Source organism: Burkholderia sp. RS01, from assembly GCF_039748055.1.
GTDB lineage: Bacteria > Actinomycetota > Actinomycetes > Actinomycetales > Micrococcaceae > Arthrobacter.
This window is the reverse complement of sequence record NZ_JBDLAK010000009.1, coordinates 1-19,096: the sequence shown is the minus strand read 5'-3', so window position 1 is coordinate 19,096 and position 19,096 is coordinate 1. Positions and strand designations below refer to the sequence as shown.

21 protein-coding genes are annotated in these 19,096 nt (G+C 63.7%); 8 read left to right on the top strand and 13 right to left on the bottom strand.

All coding sequences use genetic code 11. The annotated features are described in order from the left end of the window. Positions 1 to 30 precede the first annotated feature (30 nt). The 7 genes from ABFP37_RS10115 to ABFP37_RS10085 form a co-directional block, all read right to left on the bottom strand. Positions 31 to 369, bottom strand: coding sequence for a metalloregulator ArsR/SmtB family transcription factor (locus ABFP37_RS10115; protein WP_078027715.1), 339 nt, complete (start codon positions 367 to 369; stop codon positions 31 to 33). Beyond that, entirely contained in the window at positions 366 to 899 is a 534-nt protein-coding gene (locus ABFP37_RS10110; protein ID WP_260680840.1) for an SRPBCC domain-containing protein, read from the bottom strand. Before ABFP37_RS10110 ends, ABFP37_RS10115 begins: the two co-directional genes overlap by 4 nt. A 277-nt stretch (positions 900 to 1,176) precedes the next feature. Further along, on the bottom strand, positions 1,177 to 2,268 hold the full coding sequence (locus tag ABFP37_RS10105) for a hypothetical protein (protein WP_347033468.1): 1,092 nt from the start codon (positions 2,266 to 2,268) through the stop codon (positions 1,177 to 1,179). A gap of 175 nt (positions 2,269 to 2,443) precedes the next feature. Further along, positions 2,444 to 3,259 carry an AAA family ATPase gene (locus tag ABFP37_RS10100; protein WP_347033467.1) on the bottom strand — a complete coding sequence of 272 codons (816 nt, stop codon included), beginning with the start codon at positions 3,257 to 3,259 and terminating at the stop codon, positions 2,444 to 2,446. Continuing rightward, positions 3,256 to 4,635 carry a Mu transposase C-terminal domain-containing protein gene (locus tag ABFP37_RS10095; protein ID WP_347033466.1) on the bottom strand — a complete coding sequence of 460 codons (1,380 nt, stop codon included), beginning with the start codon at positions 4,633 to 4,635 and terminating at the stop codon, positions 3,256 to 3,258. The genes ABFP37_RS10100 and ABFP37_RS10095 overlap by 4 nt, the downstream gene beginning before the upstream one ends. A 7-nt stretch (positions 4,636 to 4,642) precedes the next feature. Then, complete coding sequence (locus ABFP37_RS10090; RefSeq protein WP_078027758.1) at positions 4,643 to 5,239, bottom strand: recombinase family protein; 597 nt, start codon at positions 5,237 to 5,239, stop codon at positions 4,643 to 4,645. Between the two features lie 271 nt (positions 5,240 to 5,510). Next, positions 5,511 to 6,686, bottom strand: coding sequence for a serine hydrolase domain-containing protein (locus tag ABFP37_RS10085; RefSeq protein ID WP_347033465.1), 1,176 nt, complete (start codon positions 6,684 to 6,686; stop codon positions 5,511 to 5,513). A 724-nt stretch (positions 6,687 to 7,410) separates the two neighbouring features. Between ABFP37_RS10085 and ABFP37_RS10080 the strand changes: the two genes are divergently transcribed. From ABFP37_RS10080 to ABFP37_RS10070, 3 genes are all read left to right on the top strand, one after another. Continuing rightward, a complete protein-coding gene (locus ABFP37_RS10080) occupies positions 7,411 to 8,019 on the top strand; it encodes a sigma-70 family RNA polymerase sigma factor (protein ID WP_347033464.1) in 609 nt (202 codons plus the stop codon). Continuing rightward, positions 8,016 to 8,684, top strand: a complete 669-nt coding sequence (locus ABFP37_RS10075; RefSeq protein ID WP_347033463.1) for a hypothetical protein — start codon at positions 8,016 to 8,018, stop codon at positions 8,682 to 8,684. The genes ABFP37_RS10080 and ABFP37_RS10075 overlap by 4 nt, the downstream gene beginning before the upstream one ends. A 105-nt stretch (positions 8,685 to 8,789) precedes the next feature. Next, positions 8,790 to 9,347: a hypothetical protein gene (locus ABFP37_RS10070; RefSeq protein WP_347033462.1), complete on the top strand. Its 558-nt coding sequence runs from the start codon at positions 8,790 to 8,792 to the stop codon at positions 9,345 to 9,347. 132 nt (positions 9,348 to 9,479) lie between these two features. On the opposite strand, the gene ABFP37_RS10065 is transcribed toward ABFP37_RS10070, so the two are convergent. After that, on the bottom strand, positions 9,480 to 9,653 hold the full coding sequence (locus ABFP37_RS10065) for a hypothetical protein (protein ID WP_003799591.1): 174 nt from the start codon (positions 9,651 to 9,653) through the stop codon (positions 9,480 to 9,482). Between the two features lie 632 nt (positions 9,654 to 10,285). Then, positions 10,286 to 10,666 (bottom strand): VOC family protein, encoded by a 381-nt coding sequence (locus ABFP37_RS10060; RefSeq protein WP_078027721.1) that lies wholly within the window; start codon positions 10,664 to 10,666, stop codon positions 10,286 to 10,288. Positions 10,667 to 11,027: 361 nt separating this feature from the next. On the opposite strand from ABFP37_RS10060, the gene ABFP37_RS10055 reads away from it, so the two are divergent. From ABFP37_RS10055 to ABFP37_RS10040, 4 genes are all read left to right on the top strand, one after another. Next, complete coding sequence (locus ABFP37_RS10055) at positions 11,028 to 11,480, top strand: MarR family transcriptional regulator (RefSeq protein ID WP_347033461.1); 453 nt, start codon at positions 11,028 to 11,030, stop codon at positions 11,478 to 11,480. Then, positions 11,477 to 12,751, top strand: a complete 1,275-nt coding sequence (locus ABFP37_RS10050) for an MFS transporter (RefSeq protein WP_347033460.1) — start codon at positions 11,477 to 11,479, stop codon at positions 12,749 to 12,751. Before ABFP37_RS10055 ends, ABFP37_RS10050 begins: the two co-directional genes overlap by 4 nt. A gap of 110 nt (positions 12,752 to 12,861) precedes the next feature. Beyond that, positions 12,862 to 13,326 carry a phage tail protein gene (locus ABFP37_RS10045; protein WP_347033459.1) on the top strand — a complete coding sequence of 155 codons (465 nt, stop codon included), beginning with the start codon at positions 12,862 to 12,864 and terminating at the stop codon, positions 13,324 to 13,326. A gap of 14 nt (positions 13,327 to 13,340) precedes the next feature. Beyond that, complete coding sequence (locus ABFP37_RS10040) at positions 13,341 to 13,781, top strand: VOC family protein (RefSeq protein WP_078027724.1); 441 nt, start codon at positions 13,341 to 13,343, stop codon at positions 13,779 to 13,781. 112 nt (positions 13,782 to 13,893) lie between these two features. Here the strand turns inward: ABFP37_RS10040 and ABFP37_RS10035 are convergent, their stop codons facing one another. Further along, on the bottom strand, positions 13,894 to 14,214 hold the full coding sequence (locus ABFP37_RS10035; protein ID WP_347033458.1) for a GYD domain-containing protein: 321 nt from the start codon (positions 14,212 to 14,214) through the stop codon (positions 13,894 to 13,896). A 279-nt stretch (positions 14,215 to 14,493) separates the two neighbouring features. Between ABFP37_RS10035 and ABFP37_RS10030 the strand changes: the two genes are divergently transcribed. Further along, positions 14,494 to 15,735: an MFS transporter gene (locus ABFP37_RS10030; RefSeq protein WP_347033457.1), complete on the top strand. Its 1,242-nt coding sequence runs from the start codon at positions 14,494 to 14,496 to the stop codon at positions 15,733 to 15,735. Positions 15,736 to 15,740: 5 nt separating this feature from the next. On the opposite strand, the gene ABFP37_RS10025 is transcribed toward ABFP37_RS10030, so the two are convergent. The 3 genes from ABFP37_RS10025 to ABFP37_RS10015 all read right to left on the bottom strand — a co-directional run. Then, positions 15,741 to 17,291, bottom strand: coding sequence for an MFS transporter (locus tag ABFP37_RS10025; protein WP_347033456.1), 1,551 nt, complete (start codon positions 17,289 to 17,291; stop codon positions 15,741 to 15,743). A 194-nt stretch (positions 17,292 to 17,485) separates the two neighbouring features. Then, the gene (locus ABFP37_RS10020) at positions 17,486 to 17,917 is read right to left on the bottom strand and encodes an ester cyclase (RefSeq protein ID WP_078027728.1); all 432 of its coding nucleotides are present in this window, start codon (positions 17,915 to 17,917) and stop codon (positions 17,486 to 17,488) included. Positions 17,918 to 18,003: 86 nt separating this feature from the next. Continuing rightward, positions 18,004 to 19,096: MFS transporter (locus ABFP37_RS10015; protein WP_347033455.1), on the bottom strand; the 1,093-nt coding region annotated here is incomplete at its 5' end.

Here is a 19,096-nt window from a genome sequence, read left to right as displayed (position 1 = left end):
GTCTCGTATATTGCTTGCTTTGGGAACTGTTTACTTTTCCTGGCGGCGCTGAAGCGCTTCGGCGATTCCCTTGATCCGCCGCAGGCGGGCGTCCCAGGTCGACCCGACGTTTGCTAACTGGGCGGCCGCGCGGGCGAGTTGGGCTTCGTCGACCTGGTAGCGCTTCTCGCGCCCGGAAGGGGTGACATGAACCAGGCCGACGCGGTCCAGGATCACCAAGTGCTTCGAGACGGCCTGACGCGTCACCGGCAAGCGCTCACTGAGAGTAGTGGGTGTGCCGGCGCCCTCGGCGAGCAAGAGGTCGAGCATCCGGCGTCGGGTGGGGTCCCCGATCGCTGACCAAAGGTCGTCGTCGACTGCGATGCTCATGGCGTCGACACCAACCTGTTGATGTAGTTGCCGAGGCTGGGCACGAAGATGTCCCAACCCCGAACATGGTCGGCGTATGCCGCTTCGAGGACCGCGATCTCCCATCCCTTCTCTCGGAAGCCGGTCTCTTTCAGTTGGACCACTGTGCCCGTGCCGGACGGCACGAGCTCGAAGGTGACCAGCAACGAGTTCGTAGGGGTGGCCACGGCTGCATCATCGTAGACCCACCGGAACGAGAACAAGCGGGGCGGTTCCGCTTCGACAACAGTGAGCGGCTGGATATGCGGCTCTGGTGTATCCCTGCCCCATGCGATCTCGGCGACCGCGCCCGGGGTCGCCGAGATATCGGTCTCCGCGCCGTTCCACCACTCCCTGATGTGCTCTGGACTGCTGATTACCTCGAAGACGATCTCTGGGGACGCGTCGACGTAGATCTCTCGCTCGATGCTTCCAAATTCCATGAGCTTCCCGCTTTCTGCAACGTTTGGTTGCAGATCAATGTATCTCAGGCCGATTCGTTGCGCAACCATTAGTTGCTTGTATTTTTCTAAGCCCTGGCCACTGTTACACCGACCCATCCGAGAGCCGACCGAGTAAGGAACAGGCGGCCTCCCAGAAAAAGGGTGCCCGTATGCCGGTCCTCCAAGGGCCGTCGCCAAACCTCAACAAAGGTTCGTCAGGATTCCCACCGTTCGGCAGTTCTTGGATTCCGGCATGACCCCCCGGCCCAAAACTGCCCGGCGAAGGTGCCCTAAACGCTACACACCAGGTTGTCTCAAAACCCTTGTGTTTAGAGGCGCGGTGGTATCAAGACACTGAGTCAGCCCTGTAGGTAAGGATCTTCAGCGCATCGACCATCTTCTGGATTGAATCGTTTGATAAGTCGGAAAGCGGTACATTCGGTTTTCGGCTGGCGAATCTGCTGGACCGGAGGTTCAGTGCGACATCCCGAAGGGCAGGGATGTCTTCGAGTTGCGTGAGGAACTGGTCCAGCACGGGGGAGTCAGGTACTCCTTCGTCCGACATCTTCGACATCCGGGTGAAGTTGAATTCCACTGATGATCCCTGTCCACTGAAGTAGAAGATGGAAACTGTTCCAAGCTGGGTGTTGCTGGGGCCAAAAATCGGCAGGCTTCCAGCGGGGTTCACCGTCTTGGAACCGAGGAACGACAATCCGGCCGAGCGTGCCGTCGCCAAGAATAGCTCGAACCGGTCGACGTTCCCACTGTCATACTCCTGCAGCCATGAACGGATGCTGTCTACATCCCAGGCAGTAAGGTCACGTTTAACCGGAACAGACTTGGCTTCTGCCAGTTCCTGCCCATAGACATGCGGCATCAGGATCTCGACCTCCCCTTGCTTGAGTCGAGAATATTCGACAGCAATGACCGATGTTGCAGGCCCCGCCATGACATTGGGGTATTCGATCATTCTCTTTAACGGCGGGTTAATGCGGTCAACGGCGAGAACGATCCTGAACCTGCCCTCCGCCAGGTTCATCGCGAAGGAATCTCTCAGAGAAAATCCTTCCGCTGCATCATCGGGGTCCAGCGGGCGGGATGTGCGAGTACGCCATTGCGTAGCGAACTCGTCGACATCCATTTTCCAGAGACGAGATGCGTAGTCGAACATCTGTCCCACGACCTCGCGCCTTATTTGCGGGTTAGAGGCCAATTTGCACTCCACCAACGTCAACTCCCCCGTCCAGTCCACGACGACAATATCGGCAGGACCAGCCTCCGACTGGAACTCACGACAGGTCCTGGCAGCTGCGCTAACTCCGGGAATGAGCTCCGGGTGTGATGCCAAGATCCCCTGCAGCTCAGACTCCAACGCGTAGCCGGCATCGGCTGGCTCCAGCCAAGACCCGTCGCCCTGCCGAATGAGTAACCCAGCCATGTCTACCGACCCTTCCATGCGGTCCCCATGGCCCCCCGAGCATTTACCAATCCAAACATCACGCCTCTAAACGGCAACCATCGCAATCTAACTCTGCTCGGTCAAGATCTCGTCAAGGCAGGAGACGTGTGGACTTCGGCGCTTTTTGGCGGTGTTTTGTTGGCGCTCTTTGTCGTTAGTTGCCGATGACGAGGCTGCTGGCGGCTGCTTCGATGACGTCGTCGGTGATGGTTTCGAGTTGGTTGATCTTCAGTACACGGGTGATCTGGGGGAAGAGCCGTTCGAGGAGCCGGAAGTTCCCGCGGGTGATCCGTTCGATCGCGGCGATTGCCTGGGCGTCAGTGAAGTCGTCCGGGTCGAGTGATCGGCCGAGCCGTTTCCAGTGCCGATCGAGGACGAACAAGAGCTCGTCGCGACCGAGTGCCCTGTAGCGGTGGGAAAAGCCGAGACGGCTGTAGAGCTGAGGGTAGTGGCGGAATCGTTGGTCGATGCCGGGCATGCCGATGAGGATGATCCCGAGATGGGTGCGGTCGTGGTTGTCGCGGAGGAGTTCCAGTGCGGTTGGGGTGAGGCGTTCCGCTTCGTCGATGATGAGCAGTTCGACCAGTTTGGTGATGCCGTTCATGATGCGAGGGGTTGTTGTGTCGTTTCGGTGGAGGTGGCCATCGATGCAGGAGGCGATCCGGACCTGTGAGCGGTGGATTTCTGCCATGAGTTCTCTGGGGCGGCAGAGTGCTTCGGGGGTGTAGAAGACGGCGCGGGATCTGTTTGCGAGTGAGAAGTGCTTGGCATCTTCCTCTGCGTCGCGGGACCGCCACTCTGTTATGTAGGGTTCCAGGGCATCCCAGTTTGCGTAGCGCCGGGCGGAGTAGGTTTTGCCGACGCCGGCGTCGCCGTGGCAGATGCCGATGGTGTGCTCTTTTCGCACGGCGTTGGCGAACTCGGTGAAACGCCGGTGTTCTTTGGTCACGATGAATGGCTGGTCCATCATTCGTCCTCTTCGTAGGTGCGAAGCCGCGGCCGGCGGCGCGGTGGTTCAGGGGTTCGGGGTTGTTCGCGGACGGCAATGATCGGGATGCGGTCGTTGATGGTGCGGCGCAGTTCGCGCCGGCGTGCGCGGCGTGCGGCTTCGACGTCCCGCAGACTTAGCCGGAGATTCGGGTGGTCCTCGTCGATGGCGGTGCAGATGAAGGTGGCGTGGTCGTAGACGCGGATCTCGGAGATGTCGCGGGGGTCGTAGCGGATGGTGATGGTGCGCCCGACGAATGGTGCCAGGGTGGGCGAGAGGTAGCGCTGGCCTTGGAAGCCGTCGCGTTGCACGACGCGGTTCTTCGGGACGGTGAGGAGGAGACCGTCGAGTTCTTCGAGGGTGTCGGGCATGCGTGGAAGCCAGCCGTCAGCGACCCAGGCGTCGCGGGGTGATGTGCCGAGTTCGCTGTGTGTCCGGTCGTTGTACGTGGTGATGAATGCCCCGATCTCGCCGTCGAGTGCGGGCAGGTCGAGTGCGGGCTGCGGTGTGCGGGTTCCGGGTCCCAGGCGTCCTGGCAGCGCGGCGAGCACTTCGGTGTTGATCGTTCCGAAGAAACGCTCGATCTTGCCGCGGCCTTGAGGCCGGCCGACGGTGGAGTGGATGGTTCGGATGTGCAACGCGACGGCGGTGCGTTCAAGGTGGTGGCTGGTGAAGTCGGAACCGTGGTCGACGTGCAGGATGTCGGGCAGTCCGCACATCACCCAGGACGGGTTCTGTTTGCGCCAGATCGCCTGCCGCAGTGCGAGTGCTGTGTTCAGGGCTGAGGGTGCGCCGCTAAAGACGGTGTAGCCGCAGATTGCCCGGGAGTAGTCGTCCATCACGGCGGTCAGCCAGGGGCGGTCCGGTTTGCCGTTGGCGCCGATGATGAGGATGTCGAGCTCGGTGTGGTCTGCCTGCCAAATCTGGTTCGGCCGTTCGGCGCGCCGGCGGTACACGAGTTCGTGCCGATCACGGTATGAGGCCGGTCCCTCCAGGGCGAGGGTGACGAGCCCGGGGTCCAGGGCCGTAACGATGTCCCGGACAGTTGAATAGCCTGGCGCCGGGGCATTCCTTTGTCGGGCGTCGGCGACGGCGAGCCGGTGCAGTGTCGCAAGGCTCGGGCGCGGTTTCGTCAGAGCGAGCCGTTCGATGAAGGCCAAGGTCTCCGATGCCGTGCGGCGCGTGCCGGCATCGACGCGGGTCCGCGGGTCCAGCGCTGCGATGCCACCTTCCTGGAACAACCGGCGCCAGCGCTCCAGCGTGCGCAGGCTGACCTTCGTTTCCCGGGCCAGCTCCGCGAGTGGGATGTCATCTTCGACGTGCAGTCGAAGGATCCGCCACCGCTCCGCGCCGTCCATTCGGCAGCTACATCTTGGTGCTCTCGCTGGTTGCGAGGGCCTGTTGGTGACGGTAAAGCGTTGCCCGGCTCCACCCGACGAGCCGGGCTGCTTCCTCGGCGGTGCGGCCCTTGGCCCGCGCGTCGGTCACGATCCGAAGCTTGTCGGCTATCACGACAGGATCAGAGAGTGGCCGACCGAACCGGGTTCCGCCCTGCCGCGCCGCGGCAATGCCCGCGTTCACGCGTTCGACGATCAGCTCCCTCTCGTACTCGGCCAAAGTCGCAAGCATGTTCAGCATCAGACGGCCTGACGTTGTTGTGGGGTCAATCCCGTCTGAAATGGATCTCAGGTACACACCGCGTTCCCGCAGCAGATTCACTGTGTTCAACACATCGATCAAGGACCGGCCGAGCCGGTCCACCCGCCACACGACAACCGTGTCACCCGGCTCCACATACGCAAGGAGTTTCTTCATCCCGGGCCGCTCAATGGCTGCCTTGCTTCCGGACGTGACGTCAGCGAAAACATCACGCTTCTGGATCCCGGCATCGACAAGAGCATCGAGCTGCAGCTTCGCGTCCTGGCCCGACGTACTCACACGCGTATACCCAAGTTGTCTCACCCGGCCATTGTGCCTCAGAAACCCCCGGGCGGCACCCGCCTGAGACGATCCACGGTGAGACATCTTTCCAAGACATGGGCCGGCCCGGCACGACGCCGATTCTTTAGACCCTCCAAGACACGACATCAGTGTCTCGGAAAGCTGTTGATTTACAAGACACGGGCGATGAACGCTGGCGGCATGCAGGCCTCATCCGGCCCCGACCGTAGGGTGTCACCTGCCGTGAGTCCTCCTGCACCTGCCTAACACGGCGCCGGCCATGACGGCGACTCTATGGGCAGAGCTCGTCCAGGGTCTCCTGCAGGGCCGAGGCCATCTGACGGTCCCACAGGTTGATCTTGTCTTGAGTTCCGGGATCTTCAAGGGGTGTGGGCATCGGTGGTGGGATTAGGGTCATGGTGGCCTGGTACCGGCCATCGGTGCTGGCGACCGACGCGGTGCGGTAGGTCCAGAATCCCCCCTTGCCGCCGTATCGATAGGAACCATCGCATCCCTGATTCCACTTCCAAAGCCCCAGGCCGTACAGCGGCATTGCCTCGGTCTTGGTCATCGCCTGCAGTGACTCTTTGGACACCAAGTCTCCCCGGAATAGGGCGGCGAAGAAGTCATTGACATCCGACATAGTGGAGATAGCTCCATAGGCCGGTGACCCCAGAACTCCTGGCACTTTTGTCATATCAAGGCGTTCATTCCTGTAATCGATGTAGCCACGAATTACGTTGGGTTCAGCGACTGCAGCACTATCAAGGGAAGTGTGCTTCAGTTTCAACGGCTCAATCACGTCTTGGCGCAGCACCTCAGGGTACGGCCGCCCACGTAGCTTTTCCACGAGCTGGCCGAGCACCACGTAATTTGAATCGGAATACCGGAAAAACCCCACGTCCCGGGAATCCCACGGCAGTTGACCCGTCAGTTCCAATGCGCGTTCTGAAGTGATGTCTTCCGTCATTAGGCGGGGGACGTCGTCGGCGGTCTTTTCAGTGACCTCCTCGAAGGAGTGCATGCCCGACGTGTGCCCCAGAAGCTGGCGGACGGTTATCGGGCCAGGCGGCTTAAGGACCGTCGTGAAACTCTCTAGGATGCCGTTCACCGGATCATCCAGACCGATCCGGCCGTCTTCCACAAGCTTCATGACCGAGACCGCAGTCATGGACTTGGTAACACTGGCGATAAATACCTGGTCCTGCGGCGTCGCGGCCTCTTTGGACTCAAGATTTCGGACGCCATAGGCCCGGGACCACGACCCTCCCGGCCACCTGACTTCCGCCACCACGGCCACCGAGCCCTGCTCCGCGAACGTGCGCATCGTGTTATCGATGGACCTGGTGGGCGGCGGCGCGGCGTCAAAAGATGTCGGGGCCGGAACCGGCTCCGAGTAGGTGCACGCGCTGAGGATCAGCACCGCTCCGGCCAGTCCACCAAGAAAGGGTAAAAAGGACGTTTTCATGACGCCGCCAGACGATGAAGCCAAAAAGCCTGAAGGACGGGCCGCACCTGCGCCGCCCCCGGTCAAGGGCTGCCTCGGCGCACTAGCCCCAGCGCCTTAATTTTAGATACCTAGCCCTGTCTGGTCGAGGTGGGTTTGGCCCACCTGTCATCGAGCACGCAGGGCGGTGCGCGTGGCCGGAGAGGGTGTGCGGGCAAACTGGAGGTGTCTGGCTTCGGCTGACTCGCTGGCGGGCAAACTTGGAACTTCAACCGGACCAAGACACGTCGACAGCGGAGGGGGCCGAAGCCGATAAGTGAATCAGCTTCAGTCGGCACAGGGCCCCATAATCTTGTACCGGCCGAGGGGACGATTCTCAACAAACGATCCCCTATCGGACCACCACCCCGGGCGCCAAATAGCGCCGCAAAAAGACCGCCATTTACCGCCGAAAGTCACAGCAGGAGACGACTGTCGGGTCCCCCAACTTGAGCGCTAGGCCGTCTCGCAACCTTAGGGTTTCGAGGCACAGAGGTTTCGAGACACCGAATCCGGCTAGGAGAAAGAGTCGGCCGTCCCCGGATGGAACCCTTCATGGCACATGTCGTTAGGTCTAGTCCATTTTCACCTCCGGGAACCCTTCACGAGACAGATTGGAGTCGGTTCGCAGCGAGCCGAACCAGCTACTAGGAAAATTTCCTGCAAAGAACATGGAACCAATTCGGCGGTCCGGACACTATGGAGTATGAGTGGGGGATCAGAGCAGGTTGACGAAGCCTTATGGTTGTTAGCGATTACCGGTGATGGCGACGCATTTGGATGCCTTTTCGATCGGCACCGAGACCGGGTCCTGCATCATGTATTGAGGATCGTCGGATCCAATCACGCGGAAGACATCACGGCCATTGTTTTCTACGAAGCCTGGCGTCGCCGGGAGTGCGTGCGCATCGTCAACGGCTCCATCGCTCCCTGGCTGCTGGTCACGGCAAACAACACGATCCGCAACCACAACCGTCAGCGAAGACGGTACAAGGCCTTCCTCGATCAACTGCCACCTCCGGCTATGGGAGAAGACGTGGCCGAGGACTTCGCCGACTCCGCCGAGCGTGACGAGCAGGCGATTGCGCTACGGGCGGCGTTCTCCCGGCTCAAGCCCCAAGACCGCGACGTGCTTACTCTGTGTGTAGTTGAGGGTCTGAGCGTGAGACAAGCTGCCGCCGCACTCGGAATTGCTGAGGGCACAGTGAAGTCACGTCTTTACCGCGCCAAGACGCGTCTCGGTGCGCTTTACATGCGATTGAACCCACCCCGCCTCCTAATCGGCCAGATACTTCCCGAAGGGAGATCCTTGTGAGTCCCTATGAATTTCAGGCGGATCGCAGTGACGCACTGCGCCGGCAGCTGATCCAGTTTCCGGCGTCGCTCCAGCGGGGTCCAGAGCAAACAAAGGTGACCTGCACCAATGACCCGATCCTGGGAGGAACCAATCCCGTAAACAAACATCGACACCTAGGACTGCGGTTAGGCGCCGGTACCGTGGCGGGCGCCCTGATCTGTGGTGCATTGGCCCTGACACTCGTCCCCACGGATCGGTCTGAAGACGCTTCGAGAATTATCGAATCACTGACCTACCCCCAGCAGGAAGCCGACAAGCTGCCGTCCACAGCACTCCCATCCGTAGGAAGCGTAGGCGTCGATCCCGCCCAGACCCGGCTCCTGGGGCACAGCAATTCGATCACTTACTATGGTGCCCCGGCCTCAGGCGAGCTCACGCCCGGCGCTCCCTCGGGCAAGGCAATATGCATCATTCCCGTCACTGCAACAGGCGAAAGCAAAGCCCTCGGATGCACACTCTTGAAAAACTTCGAATCATACGGGTTGAAGGTTGAGACCCCTGACAAAACCGAGGCCGGCTGGCTGATCGTCCCCGCAGCAGCAAAGACAAGCATGGAGTCCGTGAAAGATGAGGGTGGCTGGGTCCAGCAAGCTCCGAATTTCCTGGTGCGCAACAACGACTAAGCCAGCTGCTCCCGTTTCTCGACGGGGGAACGGTGAGCGGACGGTTTGTTCCCGGGAGGCACTGGGAGCGTAGACAGCAGTTACTTCGCCGGATAGTTTCAGGTCATGGGCATGCTTCTGTGGCCACTGGTGACGTCGGCAGTTCAGCGCGTGCTGACGGTTATGACGGTGAGTGCTGTGCTTGTGGTGGCCGCTGCAGGCTGTACTTCGGAGCCGGCCGCGCCGTCCACATCGGAAAGTGCGTCACTGCCGGGAAATATCCCGGCCGAGCTCTGGAACCAAGGCACTCCGGACCCCCTTCGGCCAGTGGGCCTGGCTGGGATCACGCCAACGGAGCCGCGGGTCGCCACGTCCTATGACCAGGGCACGGACACTATCGGGGACTGGCGGCTAGTGGACATTAACGGCGACCGCACAAAGCTGGTGATCCAGTACGAGCAAGGAACACCGTGCGCGACTGCCAAGGGAATCTTCAAAGCCGAAACGTCCACAGCTGTCGCCCTTGTTCCCCTCTATAAGAACGGGCCGGCAACGCCTTGTAACGCATCCGGGTACACCCCAGTGAGCACCGTGATCCTGGATGAGCCGCTGGGCGATCGCGAGCTGCTGCACCTTGCCGATCACGGAACAATGCGGATCCCGACGCCAGCGCCCTCCAGGTGAACTCATATGCCAGCAAAGGGGCCCGGCTTTACCTTTATTTCCGTCGGGGTCCGTGAACTCTGGCGGGCAGGTCGCCGGCTACGCCCGGGAGCTAAGCGCCAACGGGCAGCGCCGGAAGGCAACGCCCCAGCTTTAAAGTGTCGGCGCTTTTCTCATATAAATGAGGAAGCCGACTGCTAGCAGAGCGGCCACCAGGTTCAGACTGCCAATTAAGAATTCGGAACGGATGAACTGGATGACGGCACCAATGCTAAACCCGACGGCAGCAGCAATAAGAAGAACTTGGGGCAACTTCCTCTTGTCCATTTTTCTCCTCAATGGCACCGGCATCGTCGCCAGTCATGTTCACAAGAATCCTCCCCCATAAGTGGTGCCTGTGGATAGAGTTTCGTACTCCATAGCGGCGCTTGCAGGCTTACAACGGCCCGCAAGGGCGTCCCATATCGACCGCTGAAACCGTCCCGCAAGCCGGTCGAGGGAAGGGCGCATCGACTCGCCTTGTCGCCCCGAGATGAGGGCGGTTCTCGGAGTGCTCCGTATGCCCTGCCTGATTAGTCGCCTGGAGAAGGTCCGCGAACTGGGACAAGGCTTATGTCTCGAAACCCTTAGGATACGAGCCGTCTCGTACCCCGGGCGACTGCTGCGGGTTCGTCCCCGGCCGGCGATTCTCGTAACTATGTCTCGCAACCTTCTGTTTGAATCGGCGTGTTCATGGTTAGTTACGAGACACATGAGCGCGGGCCTGCGCGTCTTGAACCTCCGCGGTGGCGACGTCGGGACCGCAACACCCATCGGGTCGATGCTGTTCACCAGCCCGGCCCCCGCGCCGGCTCCCGTGCGGCGGCAAGGGGGGCCGACAGCGGCGAGCGCCGCCGTCGTACTCTTTCAAAGTTAACGACGGCGACGCTCGCCGCGTTGCCCCGCCCGGACGTTGGTCGCTACGCCCGCTGGAAGATGTTGAGAATGTTTCCTTCGCTGTCCAGGAACCAGGCGGCCTTCCCAAACTCGTCCGTGGCAACGCCGTTCTCCGTCTTCAACCCGGGCTGGTCGTACTCTTCAAAGACGACGCCGCGGGCCCGCAGTTCCTCCATCTCGCGTTCGATGTTGTCCGTGCTCCAGCCCATCTGGGTGTTCTTCGCCGTCCCCGCATTCTCCGTCTGATAAAGAAGGAAACCCGTTCCGTGGCCGCCAGTGTAGATCAGGTTGTCCTCCGCCCCGGGCTCGGAAGGTTCCAGTCCCAGCTTGTCCCGGTAGAAATCCTTCGCCCTGTTGATGTCCTTCGCGGGCAGGACAGCCATGATGTCTGAATCCGTGAGCATGATGTTTTCCTTTGTGCATTGTTCTGGCGCTGATGGCGATACCCTCCCCCGGTGGCGGTTCCGGAACGCCGATGTCCGGGGCCGCGTGGCCGCCCGATCCGCCAATTACCGGCCCGGCCACCTGGGACTCTGCGACGCCCCGCCAGCCATCTATGGCGCGAGGGTCCCCGAAGCTTATGGGGCCATTATGGAACTGATTGTTGCCTACGGAAATAGTGCTGAACGGATCTCACTCCGATGAGGAATCCCCCGGTCAGCGCACGAGGGCGGCAGGCACTTGCCGCCTCCGTTCAGCCGGAGCATAATGGTTAGCAGAGCTAATTAGCAGTGCTAAGTAAATTCCCAGGAGGTGCAACACACAGTGACGGCTACGGACCGGGAGCCCAGGGACAGCATCAAACCGGACATTCTGGCCATCGACCTGCGGACGGCGGTGATGCGCACCTCCCGCAGGCTCCGCGTGGAGGCCACCGGTGACGTCATCACCCCCGGCCAGTACACCGTCCTGGCCCAGCTGAACGGCACGGGCCCGCAGACCCTCCGCGAACTGGCTGAACGCGAGCACGTGCAGGCGCCGTCCATGACCCGGATCGTCAACGCCCTCACGGAGCAGGGCTTCGTCACCCGGACAGCCCATCCGACTGACGGCCGCCAGGTCCAGGTGGGAATCACCCCGTCCGGAGAGGCCATCCTGGCCGAGGCACGTGAGCAGCGGACCGCCTGGCTGGCCCAGCGCGTCGCCGGCCTCAGCGACGAGGACCGCCAGATCCTGAGCCGCGCCGCCCGCATTATGCAGCAGCTGAGCGCCAAATGAGCGCCATGTTCCGGGCACTGGAGAATCCCACCTACCGCATATGGGCCGGCGGGGCACTCGTCTCCAATATCGGCACGTGGATGCAGCGGGTGGCGCAGGACTGGCTGGTACTGACCGTCCTCACCGACCATTCCGGCACGGCCGTCGGCATCACGACCGCCCTGCAGTTCCTGCCGATGCTGTTGCTCGGTCCCTACGGCGGTGTCCTCGCGGACCGGCACCGCAAACGCGTGATCCTGCTGTGGACCCAGCTGGCGATGGGTCTGTGCGGGCTCGCCATCGGACTCCTGGTGGTCACGGGCACCACCCAGCTGTGGCACGCCTACCTGGCTGCCCTGTGCCTCGGACTGGCCAGCGCCATTGACGCGCCGACCCGCCAGGCCTTCGTCTCCGAACTCGTGGGACAGGACAAGGTGGCCAATGCGGTGGCCCTGAACTCCGCATCCTTCAACACTGCGCGGCTCACCGGACCTGCCATCGCCGGTGTGCTCATTGGCTGGGTGGGCACCGGGCCGGTCTTCCTGCTCAACGCAGCCAGCTTCGCCGCCGTCATCATCTCGCTGTTCCGGATCCGCACCTCCGAACTGGCCCCTGCCACGCTGGCAGCCCGCGGCAAACACCAGGTGGCCGAGGGCCTGCGGTACGTGCGGGGCCGGCCGGACCTGGTGCTCATCCTGGTCATGGTGGGGATCCTTGGCGCGTTCGGCATGAACTTCCCCATCACCAACGCGTTGATGTCCACCGCGGAGTTCCGGATGGGACCGGGCGAATTCGGGCTCCTTGGCTCCATCATGGCCGTCGGGACCCTGGCCGGTGCCCTGCTCGCGGCCCGCCGGTCCGGCCCGCGGCTTCGTTTCATGCTGGGCGGGGCCCTGGGACTCGGGTTCTTCACGCTGGTAGGCAGCGTGTCGCCGTCGTTCTGGCTCTACGCCGCAGTGCTGATACCGGTGGGCCTGGCCTCAATCACCTTCCTGAACAGCTGCAACACCACCATCCAGCTCTCCGTGGAGCCGCAGTTCCGGGGGCGTGTCCTGGCCCTCTACCTGGCCGTCCTCCAGGGCGGCACCGCCGTCGGGGCGCCGCTGATGGGATGGATCGGCACGGAATTCGGCGCACGCTGGTCGGTGGCCGCAGGCGGCACGATCGTGCTGCTGACAGGCCTGCTGTCCGTCATCACGGTGAGCCGGCGCAGCCCGCTGACGTTCCGGGCACAGCTCCGGACCGCGTTCCCCGTAAAACGGGCCCGCGGCATGACGGTCCCGGACGCGTAGTCCGGGCCCCGGCCGGGCCACCGCGGACGACGGCGGCAGCTGGCGTGCGGAGGCAGTCGTCGCTGTCGGCGCGTTAGCATTGGTCCCACCCCATCTGACCAGGAGAGCGCATGCCGCACATCGTTGACTTCGAGAACGTTTCCACTGCCGGCCTGGAATCGTCTCCGGTGCCCGAGGCCGCCGCCGGGTTGCGCGCCAACGAGGCCCGCTATTACCGGAACAAGTACGGCCACGTCTTCACCGTGAGCCCTGCCAGCGAGGTTCCCGAGGTTGTGGACCGGGTGAGCCGGATCCTCCGGGACGAGCGTGACATCGTCATCGGATCCCGCCCGCTGGAAGCGACCGCCTTCGACGTCGACGGTTTGCGAATGGCCTACGTTTTCTACGAGTCGGGGCTGTCGGTCAACGTCATGTACAGCATCGAGGACGGCGGGAAGCGGGCCGTGGGGTTCAAACTTGCCGACGGCATGGAAATTCCGGAGGAACTGGCGTCACGCTTCAAGTTCGCCCGCCAGAAATCTAAGCTCGCGGGCGTCATCCGCGGCTCTTACTTCGTGATCAAGGGCCAGTACTGAACGGAGGTGGTCCCGTGCCACATATACAACGTTTCGACCATGTCGGCATCACCGTGGCGGACCTCGACGCGGTGACGGCATTCTTCGTCGGACTGGGTCTCGAGGTCGAGGGCCGGACGTTCGTGGAGGGCGAGTTCCTGGACACCGTCTGCGGCATCCCGGGCTCCCGCACCGAGATCGTCATGCTGCGGCCGCCCGACGGAGGAAGCCGGATCGAGCTCGCGAGCTTCGTACGGCCCGACCACACGCCCGGTTCGCCCGCCGCGATGGCCAACGAGCTGGGGCTGCGCAACGTGTCCTTCGAGGTGGACGACCTTCAGGAGGCGGTGGACGGGCTGGCCGCCGACGGCTACGGGCTGGTCGGCGGCATCGGCGAGTACGAGAACAGCTGGCGGATGGCGTACGTGCGAGGCCCGGAGGGGATCATCGTGTCCCTGGCCGAGCGGATCGGCTGACTGCTGTCGATTTCTGACCTGGCGCCGGACTCAATCGGGCGCCTTCAGGGAGGCCGGAAGGGCGGCCAATGGCTGCCCTTCCGCTTGCTTTGCCCTGCTAATTCCTGTTCGCCTATTGACCGGGGGCCCGGTAGGTCGGTGTTTTCTTGACGGCGTCGTCAATATCCTCCGGCGTCATAAGCGGCCTCAGACGCACGTTCACGTTGCCGGTCGAATTGATCATCAGCGAAAGCGCTGCGGCGTTGGCCTGCTCCGGGACATCAAAGATACCCAGAACGTCAGTCTCACCGAAGGCATAGTAGAAACTCTCGAGCGATCCGCCGACGGAATCGAGGGCGGAAACCAGCGCCTCACGCCGCTTGGAACCGCCTTCGCGCATGAGCCCCTTGATGCCATCGCCCACGTAATTCGCTTCAAAGAGGTACTTGGTCATGGTCCTTCCTTTCCCGTGATGTCCAGGACGCTGGCGACCGAGGGTGCGCCTGACACCCAGCGAGGGTGAGTCCTGGAGCCGTCCCCGGAGTGGGTCCGTGCGCACAGCGTAGGCCCAGTTGGGCGCACTAACAACGGCTGCTGACAACCCCAGGGTCACTCCGTCAAGGTGGTTCTGGCAGACCCTGCCTCAGCACCAATAAATCAGGTAATTTGAGTGGAGGATACCGGCAACCGGCGCCGTGCTCCTTCCCCGCTCCCTGAAAAGGACCCTTCACCCGTGTCTTCCGCGACCTCCGCTCCCGCACGTGACCGCATGCCCTTCGGCGCACTGCTGGTGCTGTCGATGATCGGCTTCACCGCCATCACCACCGAACTCCTGCCCTCCGGCCTGCTCCCCCAGATGAGCGCCGGCCTCAATGTGTCCGAACCCGTGGCGGGCTACCTCACCGCCGGGTACGCCGCCGTCATTGTGGCCACGGTGATCCCGGCCGCCCTGCTGCTTTCCCGCATCCCCCGGCACATCCTCATGGTGGCGCTGGTCCTGACCTTCGCCATCAGCAATGCCCTAGTGGGCCTGGTGTCCGACTTCGGCGCCGCCCTCGCCGCCAGGCTGGTGGGCGGCATCGCCCACGGACTGCTCTGGACCGCCATGGCACCCTTCGTGGCGCGCATTGTTCCGGCCCATAAGGTGGGCAAGGCGATGGCCATCGTCTTCAGCGGCAACAGCCTGGGCCTGGCCATCGGCGCCCCGCTGGGCACCGCGCTGGGCGGGCTGATCGGCTGGCGGGCGTCGTTCCTCCTGCTGGCGGGCACCGGCGTCGTCCTCGCTGGACTGGCACTGTGGCTGCTGCCGGCCGTGCGGCGGCTCGCGGACGCTCCGCGGCCGTCGCTGCGCAAGGCGATCAGCCAGCCCGGGGTGAAGCCGGTGGCCATCGCCTGGCCGCTGATGCTGATGGCGCACTTCGCCCTGTTCACCTTCATCGCCCCGTTCCTCCGCGAGGCCGGCCTGCCTGACTACAGCATCACCCTTTCGCTCACCATCCTGGGCTTCTCCGGCCTGGTGGGCATCTGGATAGCCGGCATCACCGTGGACCTGCGGCCGCGCCGTTCGCTGCTGATCACGACGGCGGTCATCGCCGCCGCGTTCCTCCTCCTGCCGCTGGGCGCGGGAACCGTCCCCGGCGCCCTGGTGCTCATGGCCGTCTGGGGAGCGGGCTTCGGCGCGATCGGCATCTACAACCAGTCCGCCATTCTCCGTGCCGGCAAGGAGTACCGGGAAGCCGCCAACGGCCTCACCGTCCTCACCATCCAGCTGGGCATCACCGTCGGGGCGCTCTACGGCGCGGCCGCCCTCACCACGGCAGGCCCGCTGCTGGTGCCGGTCGCGGCGGCGGTGCCCGTCGTCGTCGCACTCGTGATCATGGTGACCGGGCGCAACCACGCGTACCCGCCCGGGCCGAAGGAGTCCGGCCACGTGAAGGCCGAGCCTGCGGCCCCGGAGCTACGGGTGCACGCCTAACCTGTTTAGCTGCCCGGGCTCCCCTGATGTGCCACATGCGCGGCCCGCGCGGCCTCGTAGCTGCTGTCGAACGGCAGCGTGTCCATGTCCAGCAGCGGGTTCTCGTCCTGCGTCGCCACCAGCTCCCGGGCCGCTTCGTCGGAGTCCACGCTGGGCATGGATCCGGGCAGGTGCCGCTGGGCGGATTCCGGCAGGAAGTAGATGGTGACGGCGGCAATCGCCGAGGTGGCCATCAGATAGTAGGCCGGCATCATGTCGTTGCCCGTCACCTGGATGAGGGAGGCGATGATGAACGGCGTCGTGCCGCCGAAGATGGCGACGGCGAAGTTGTAGGCGATGCCCATGGCCCCGTAGCGGTGGGCCGTCTGGAACAAAGCCGGCAGCGCCGAGGCGAGGTTGGCCACGTAGAACGTGACAGGGAAGGCGACCAGGGCCAGGCCGGTGAGCGTGGCCGGAACGTTTCCCAGCGAGATGAGCAGGAACGCGGGGATGGACAGCACCACGGTGCTGACGGCTCCGATCCAGAGCACCGGGCGGCGCCCGATCCGGTCCGAAAGATGCCCGGTCAGCGGGATGCACAGGGACATGACCACCAGGACGGGGATGGTGAGCAACGTCCCGTGGATCTCGTCGTATCCCTTGTTGCTGGTCAGGTACGTCGGCATGTAGGACGTGAGGGCGTACCCCACCGTGTTGGCGGCGGCCACGAGGATCATGGCCAGCACGATCCTGCGCCAGTAGACCCTGAAGATCCCCACCGGGCCCATGGCCCCGAGGATCTCACCCGTCTCGGGGTGCCGGGCCGATTCCTCTTCCGCTTCCATGGTTGCCTGGAAGACCGGTGACTCCTCGATCTTCATCCGGAAGTAGATGGCGATGATGCCGAGCGGGCCGGCGACGAGGAACGGGATGCGCCAGCCCCACGCCTCCATCTGCTCCTGGCCCATGGTCAGTTGAAGGACGGAGACCATCCCGGCGCCGATGGCGAAGCCCAGATAGCTGCCCATGTCCAGGAAGCTGGCGAAGAAGCCGCGGCGGTTGTCCGGCGAATGCTCGCTGACGAATGTGGTGGCTCCGGCGTATTCGCCGCCGGTGGAGAAGCCCTGCACCAGCTTGGTGACCACCAGCAGTAGCGCGGCCCAGATGCCGATCTGTGCATAGCCGGGCAGGAGCCCGACGGCGAACGTGGCCGCGGCCATCAGCATCAGGGTCATTGCGAGGACCTTCTGGCGGCCGATCTTGTCGCCAAGCCAGCCGAAGAACACGCCGCCCAGCGGGCGGGCGATAAACGTGGCCCCGAAGGTTCCCAGCAGGAACAGGTTCTGCACGGACTTGTCCGCTTCGGGCAGGAACACCGGGCCCATGGTGGTGATCAGGTAACCGAACACGCCGACGTCGTACCATTCCATCGTGTTGCCCACGATGGTCCCGCCGAGCGCTTTCTTCAGCGTGGGGTGGTCAACAACGTTGACGTCGGAGACGCGGAGGCGGCGGATTCTGGGCCGTCCTGTTGCGGCGCTCCCGCGTCGACTGTCCTCCGGCTGGATCTGCGGCATTTTCATTCCTCCTGTGGAGGTCATGCGTCATCCCCAAGTGGCGCGGTCGTTGGCTTTAGCCTCCGATCAGTTTCCCACCGCAGGACTGCCACAGCAATGGAACGGGGCAGGGCAACAGCACTGGGCGCCAGCCAGAGCGGTACTCAGCACCGGCCGGCAAGCGCCCGCACAAGGCCCCCCAACGCACCGCGCCATCACACCCCCGGCATCAGCCCCAGCTGCGCCATCATGGACGCGACGTCCGGATGGGCGCGGAAGGAGACGAACTTTCCGTCCTTAACGGACGCGAAGTAGGTGCCGGTGCCGGTCACCGACTTGCCCGTGGCCGGGACCTCCTGATTCCCCATCCGCAACGGCCCCGTGTTGGTGCCGCTGAACTCCACTTCCCCGGCGACCTGGTCCTCGGTGACCACCCTGCTGGTGGACCTGGCGCGCATGTCCGGGAATGCCGTGAACCACCCTTCCATGTACGCTTGAACTTGCTCCCGGCTACGGAACGGCTCAGGCGCCATCACATCCGAAAACGTGAATCCGTCGGCCAGCAGAGCGGTGAACGCCGCCGCATCGTGCTGGTCCCAGGCCGCCATTCCGCGGTCATCAAGCTGCTCTACATCAGCGCGTGACATCGCACATCTCCTCCTTGAAATGTCCTGATGCGGCTCATGGTAGGCCTTCCAGCGCGCTGGTCAATGCCCTCGCGCAAACCTGGTTCCTACGCCGCCTTCCGCTCCCGCCACAGCAACGCCACCACGAACGTCACCGCGCAGAGGCCCAGCATCACCAGCACCATGCGGCCCCAGTTCTCCTGGTTCACCCCGTCGCCGTAGAAGATGCCAATCATCACGGTGGCGCCAATGGCCCCTACGTAGCGGCAGGTCTGGAAGATCCCGGCGGCCACTCCCCTGTCCTGCGGGGCCGCGGAGAGGTACAGCCCCTGGTTGGAGGCGATGCTGACCGAGCCGTACGGTACGCCCATTAGGGCCGTGAGGGCGAGCACCAGCAGGACGGCAAACGACGCCGTCAGCAGCCAGAGTGCAGCTGCCGCCACGGTCAGAAGCACGACGCCGACAATCAGCACCCGCCGCACGCCGGACCGGTCGATCGCGCGGACGGCAAGCGGCGTAATGACCACGGACATCGCAGCCAGCGGCAGCATTAGCCCGCCCACCACTCCGGGGTCGTAGCCGGCCGCCTCCTGCAGAAGCTGGGGCAGCCCGAAGAACGCGAAGTAGTAGACACAGCTGAACAGCACGAAGCCCAGGTACACGAGCAGCAGCGGCCGGTTCCTGCCGAGCAGCCGCAGGTCCAGGAACGGCTTCCCGAAGCTCAGCTCGCGCCAGGCGAACAGCACGGCGAGCGCCATCGCCCCGCCCAGCAGCCCCCAACGGAGTCCGGGCAGCGCATTCAGCAGGCCCATAAGCAAGAGCACCATACCGCCGGTGAACGCGAGGATGCCGGGGATGTCGGAGTCGCGGAGCAGGGTGGCCACGCTGCCCTGCTCCCGCGCGTGGTCCGCAGGGGCGAACCTCCGCACGATGAACAGGGCGGCCAGCGCCAGCGGAACGTTGATCAGGAACAGCGCTTCCCAGCCGACCAGGCTCACCAGCAGCCCGCCCACCACCGGGCCGACGGCGGCCCCGGACGTGTTGGCCATCTGGATGCGTCCCAGCGGCCGGGTAGAGGTCGAGTTCGCCTGCCTGGCCAGGGCGCCGACCATGACGACGGCGCTCGGGTACGCCGTCGCAGTTCCCAGCGCCATGAGCGCCCGGGCGATGCAGACGAACACGAAGTTAGGCGAGAAGGGC

Excerpts from the sequence above, each read along its gene's own strand:
- ABFP37_RS10115 (WP_078027715.1), bottom strand. The coding sequence starts at position 369 with ATGAGCATCGCAGTCGACGACGACCTTTGGTCAGCGATCGGGGACCCC.
- ABFP37_RS10110 (WP_260680840.1), bottom strand. The coding sequence starts at position 899 with ATGGTTGCGCAACGAATCGGCCTGAGATACATTGATCTGCAACCAAAC.
- ABFP37_RS10105 (WP_347033468.1), bottom strand. The coding sequence starts at position 2,268 with ATGGCTGGGTTACTCATTCGGCAGGGCGACGGGTCTTGGCTGGAGCCA.
- ABFP37_RS10100 (WP_347033467.1), bottom strand. The coding sequence starts at position 3,259 with ATGATGGACCAGCCATTCATCGTGACCAAAGAACACCGGCGTTTCACC.
- ABFP37_RS10095 (WP_347033466.1), bottom strand. The coding sequence starts at position 4,635 with ATGGACGGCGCGGAGCGGTGGCGGATCCTTCGACTGCACGTCGAAGAT.
- ABFP37_RS10085 (WP_347033465.1), bottom strand. The coding sequence starts at position 6,686 with ATGAAAACGTCCTTTTTACCCTTTCTTGGTGGACTGGCCGGAGCGGTG.
- ABFP37_RS10080 (WP_347033464.1), top strand. The coding sequence starts at position 7,411 with ATGAGTGGGGGATCAGAGCAGGTTGACGAAGCCTTATGGTTGTTAGCG.
- ABFP37_RS10070 (WP_347033462.1), top strand. The coding sequence starts at position 8,790 with ATGGGCATGCTTCTGTGGCCACTGGTGACGTCGGCAGTTCAGCGCGTG.
- ABFP37_RS10065 (WP_003799591.1), bottom strand. The coding sequence starts at position 9,653 with ATGGACAAGAGGAAGTTGCCCCAAGTTCTTCTTATTGCTGCTGCCGTC.
- ABFP37_RS10060 (WP_078027721.1), bottom strand. The coding sequence starts at position 10,666 with ATGCTCACGGATTCAGACATCATGGCTGTCCTGCCCGCGAAGGACATC.
- ABFP37_RS10050 (WP_347033460.1), top strand. The coding sequence starts at position 11,477 with ATGAGCGCCATGTTCCGGGCACTGGAGAATCCCACCTACCGCATATGG.
- ABFP37_RS10045 (WP_347033459.1), top strand. The coding sequence starts at position 12,862 with ATGCCGCACATCGTTGACTTCGAGAACGTTTCCACTGCCGGCCTGGAA.
- ABFP37_RS10035 (WP_347033458.1), bottom strand. The coding sequence starts at position 14,214 with ATGACCAAGTACCTCTTTGAAGCGAATTACGTGGGCGATGGCATCAAG.
- ABFP37_RS10025 (WP_347033456.1), bottom strand. The coding sequence starts at position 17,291 with ATGCCGCAGATCCAGCCGGAGGACAGTCGACGCGGGAGCGCCGCAACA.
- ABFP37_RS10020 (WP_078027728.1), bottom strand. The coding sequence starts at position 17,917 with ATGTCACGCGCTGATGTAGAGCAGCTTGATGACCGCGGAATGGCGGCC.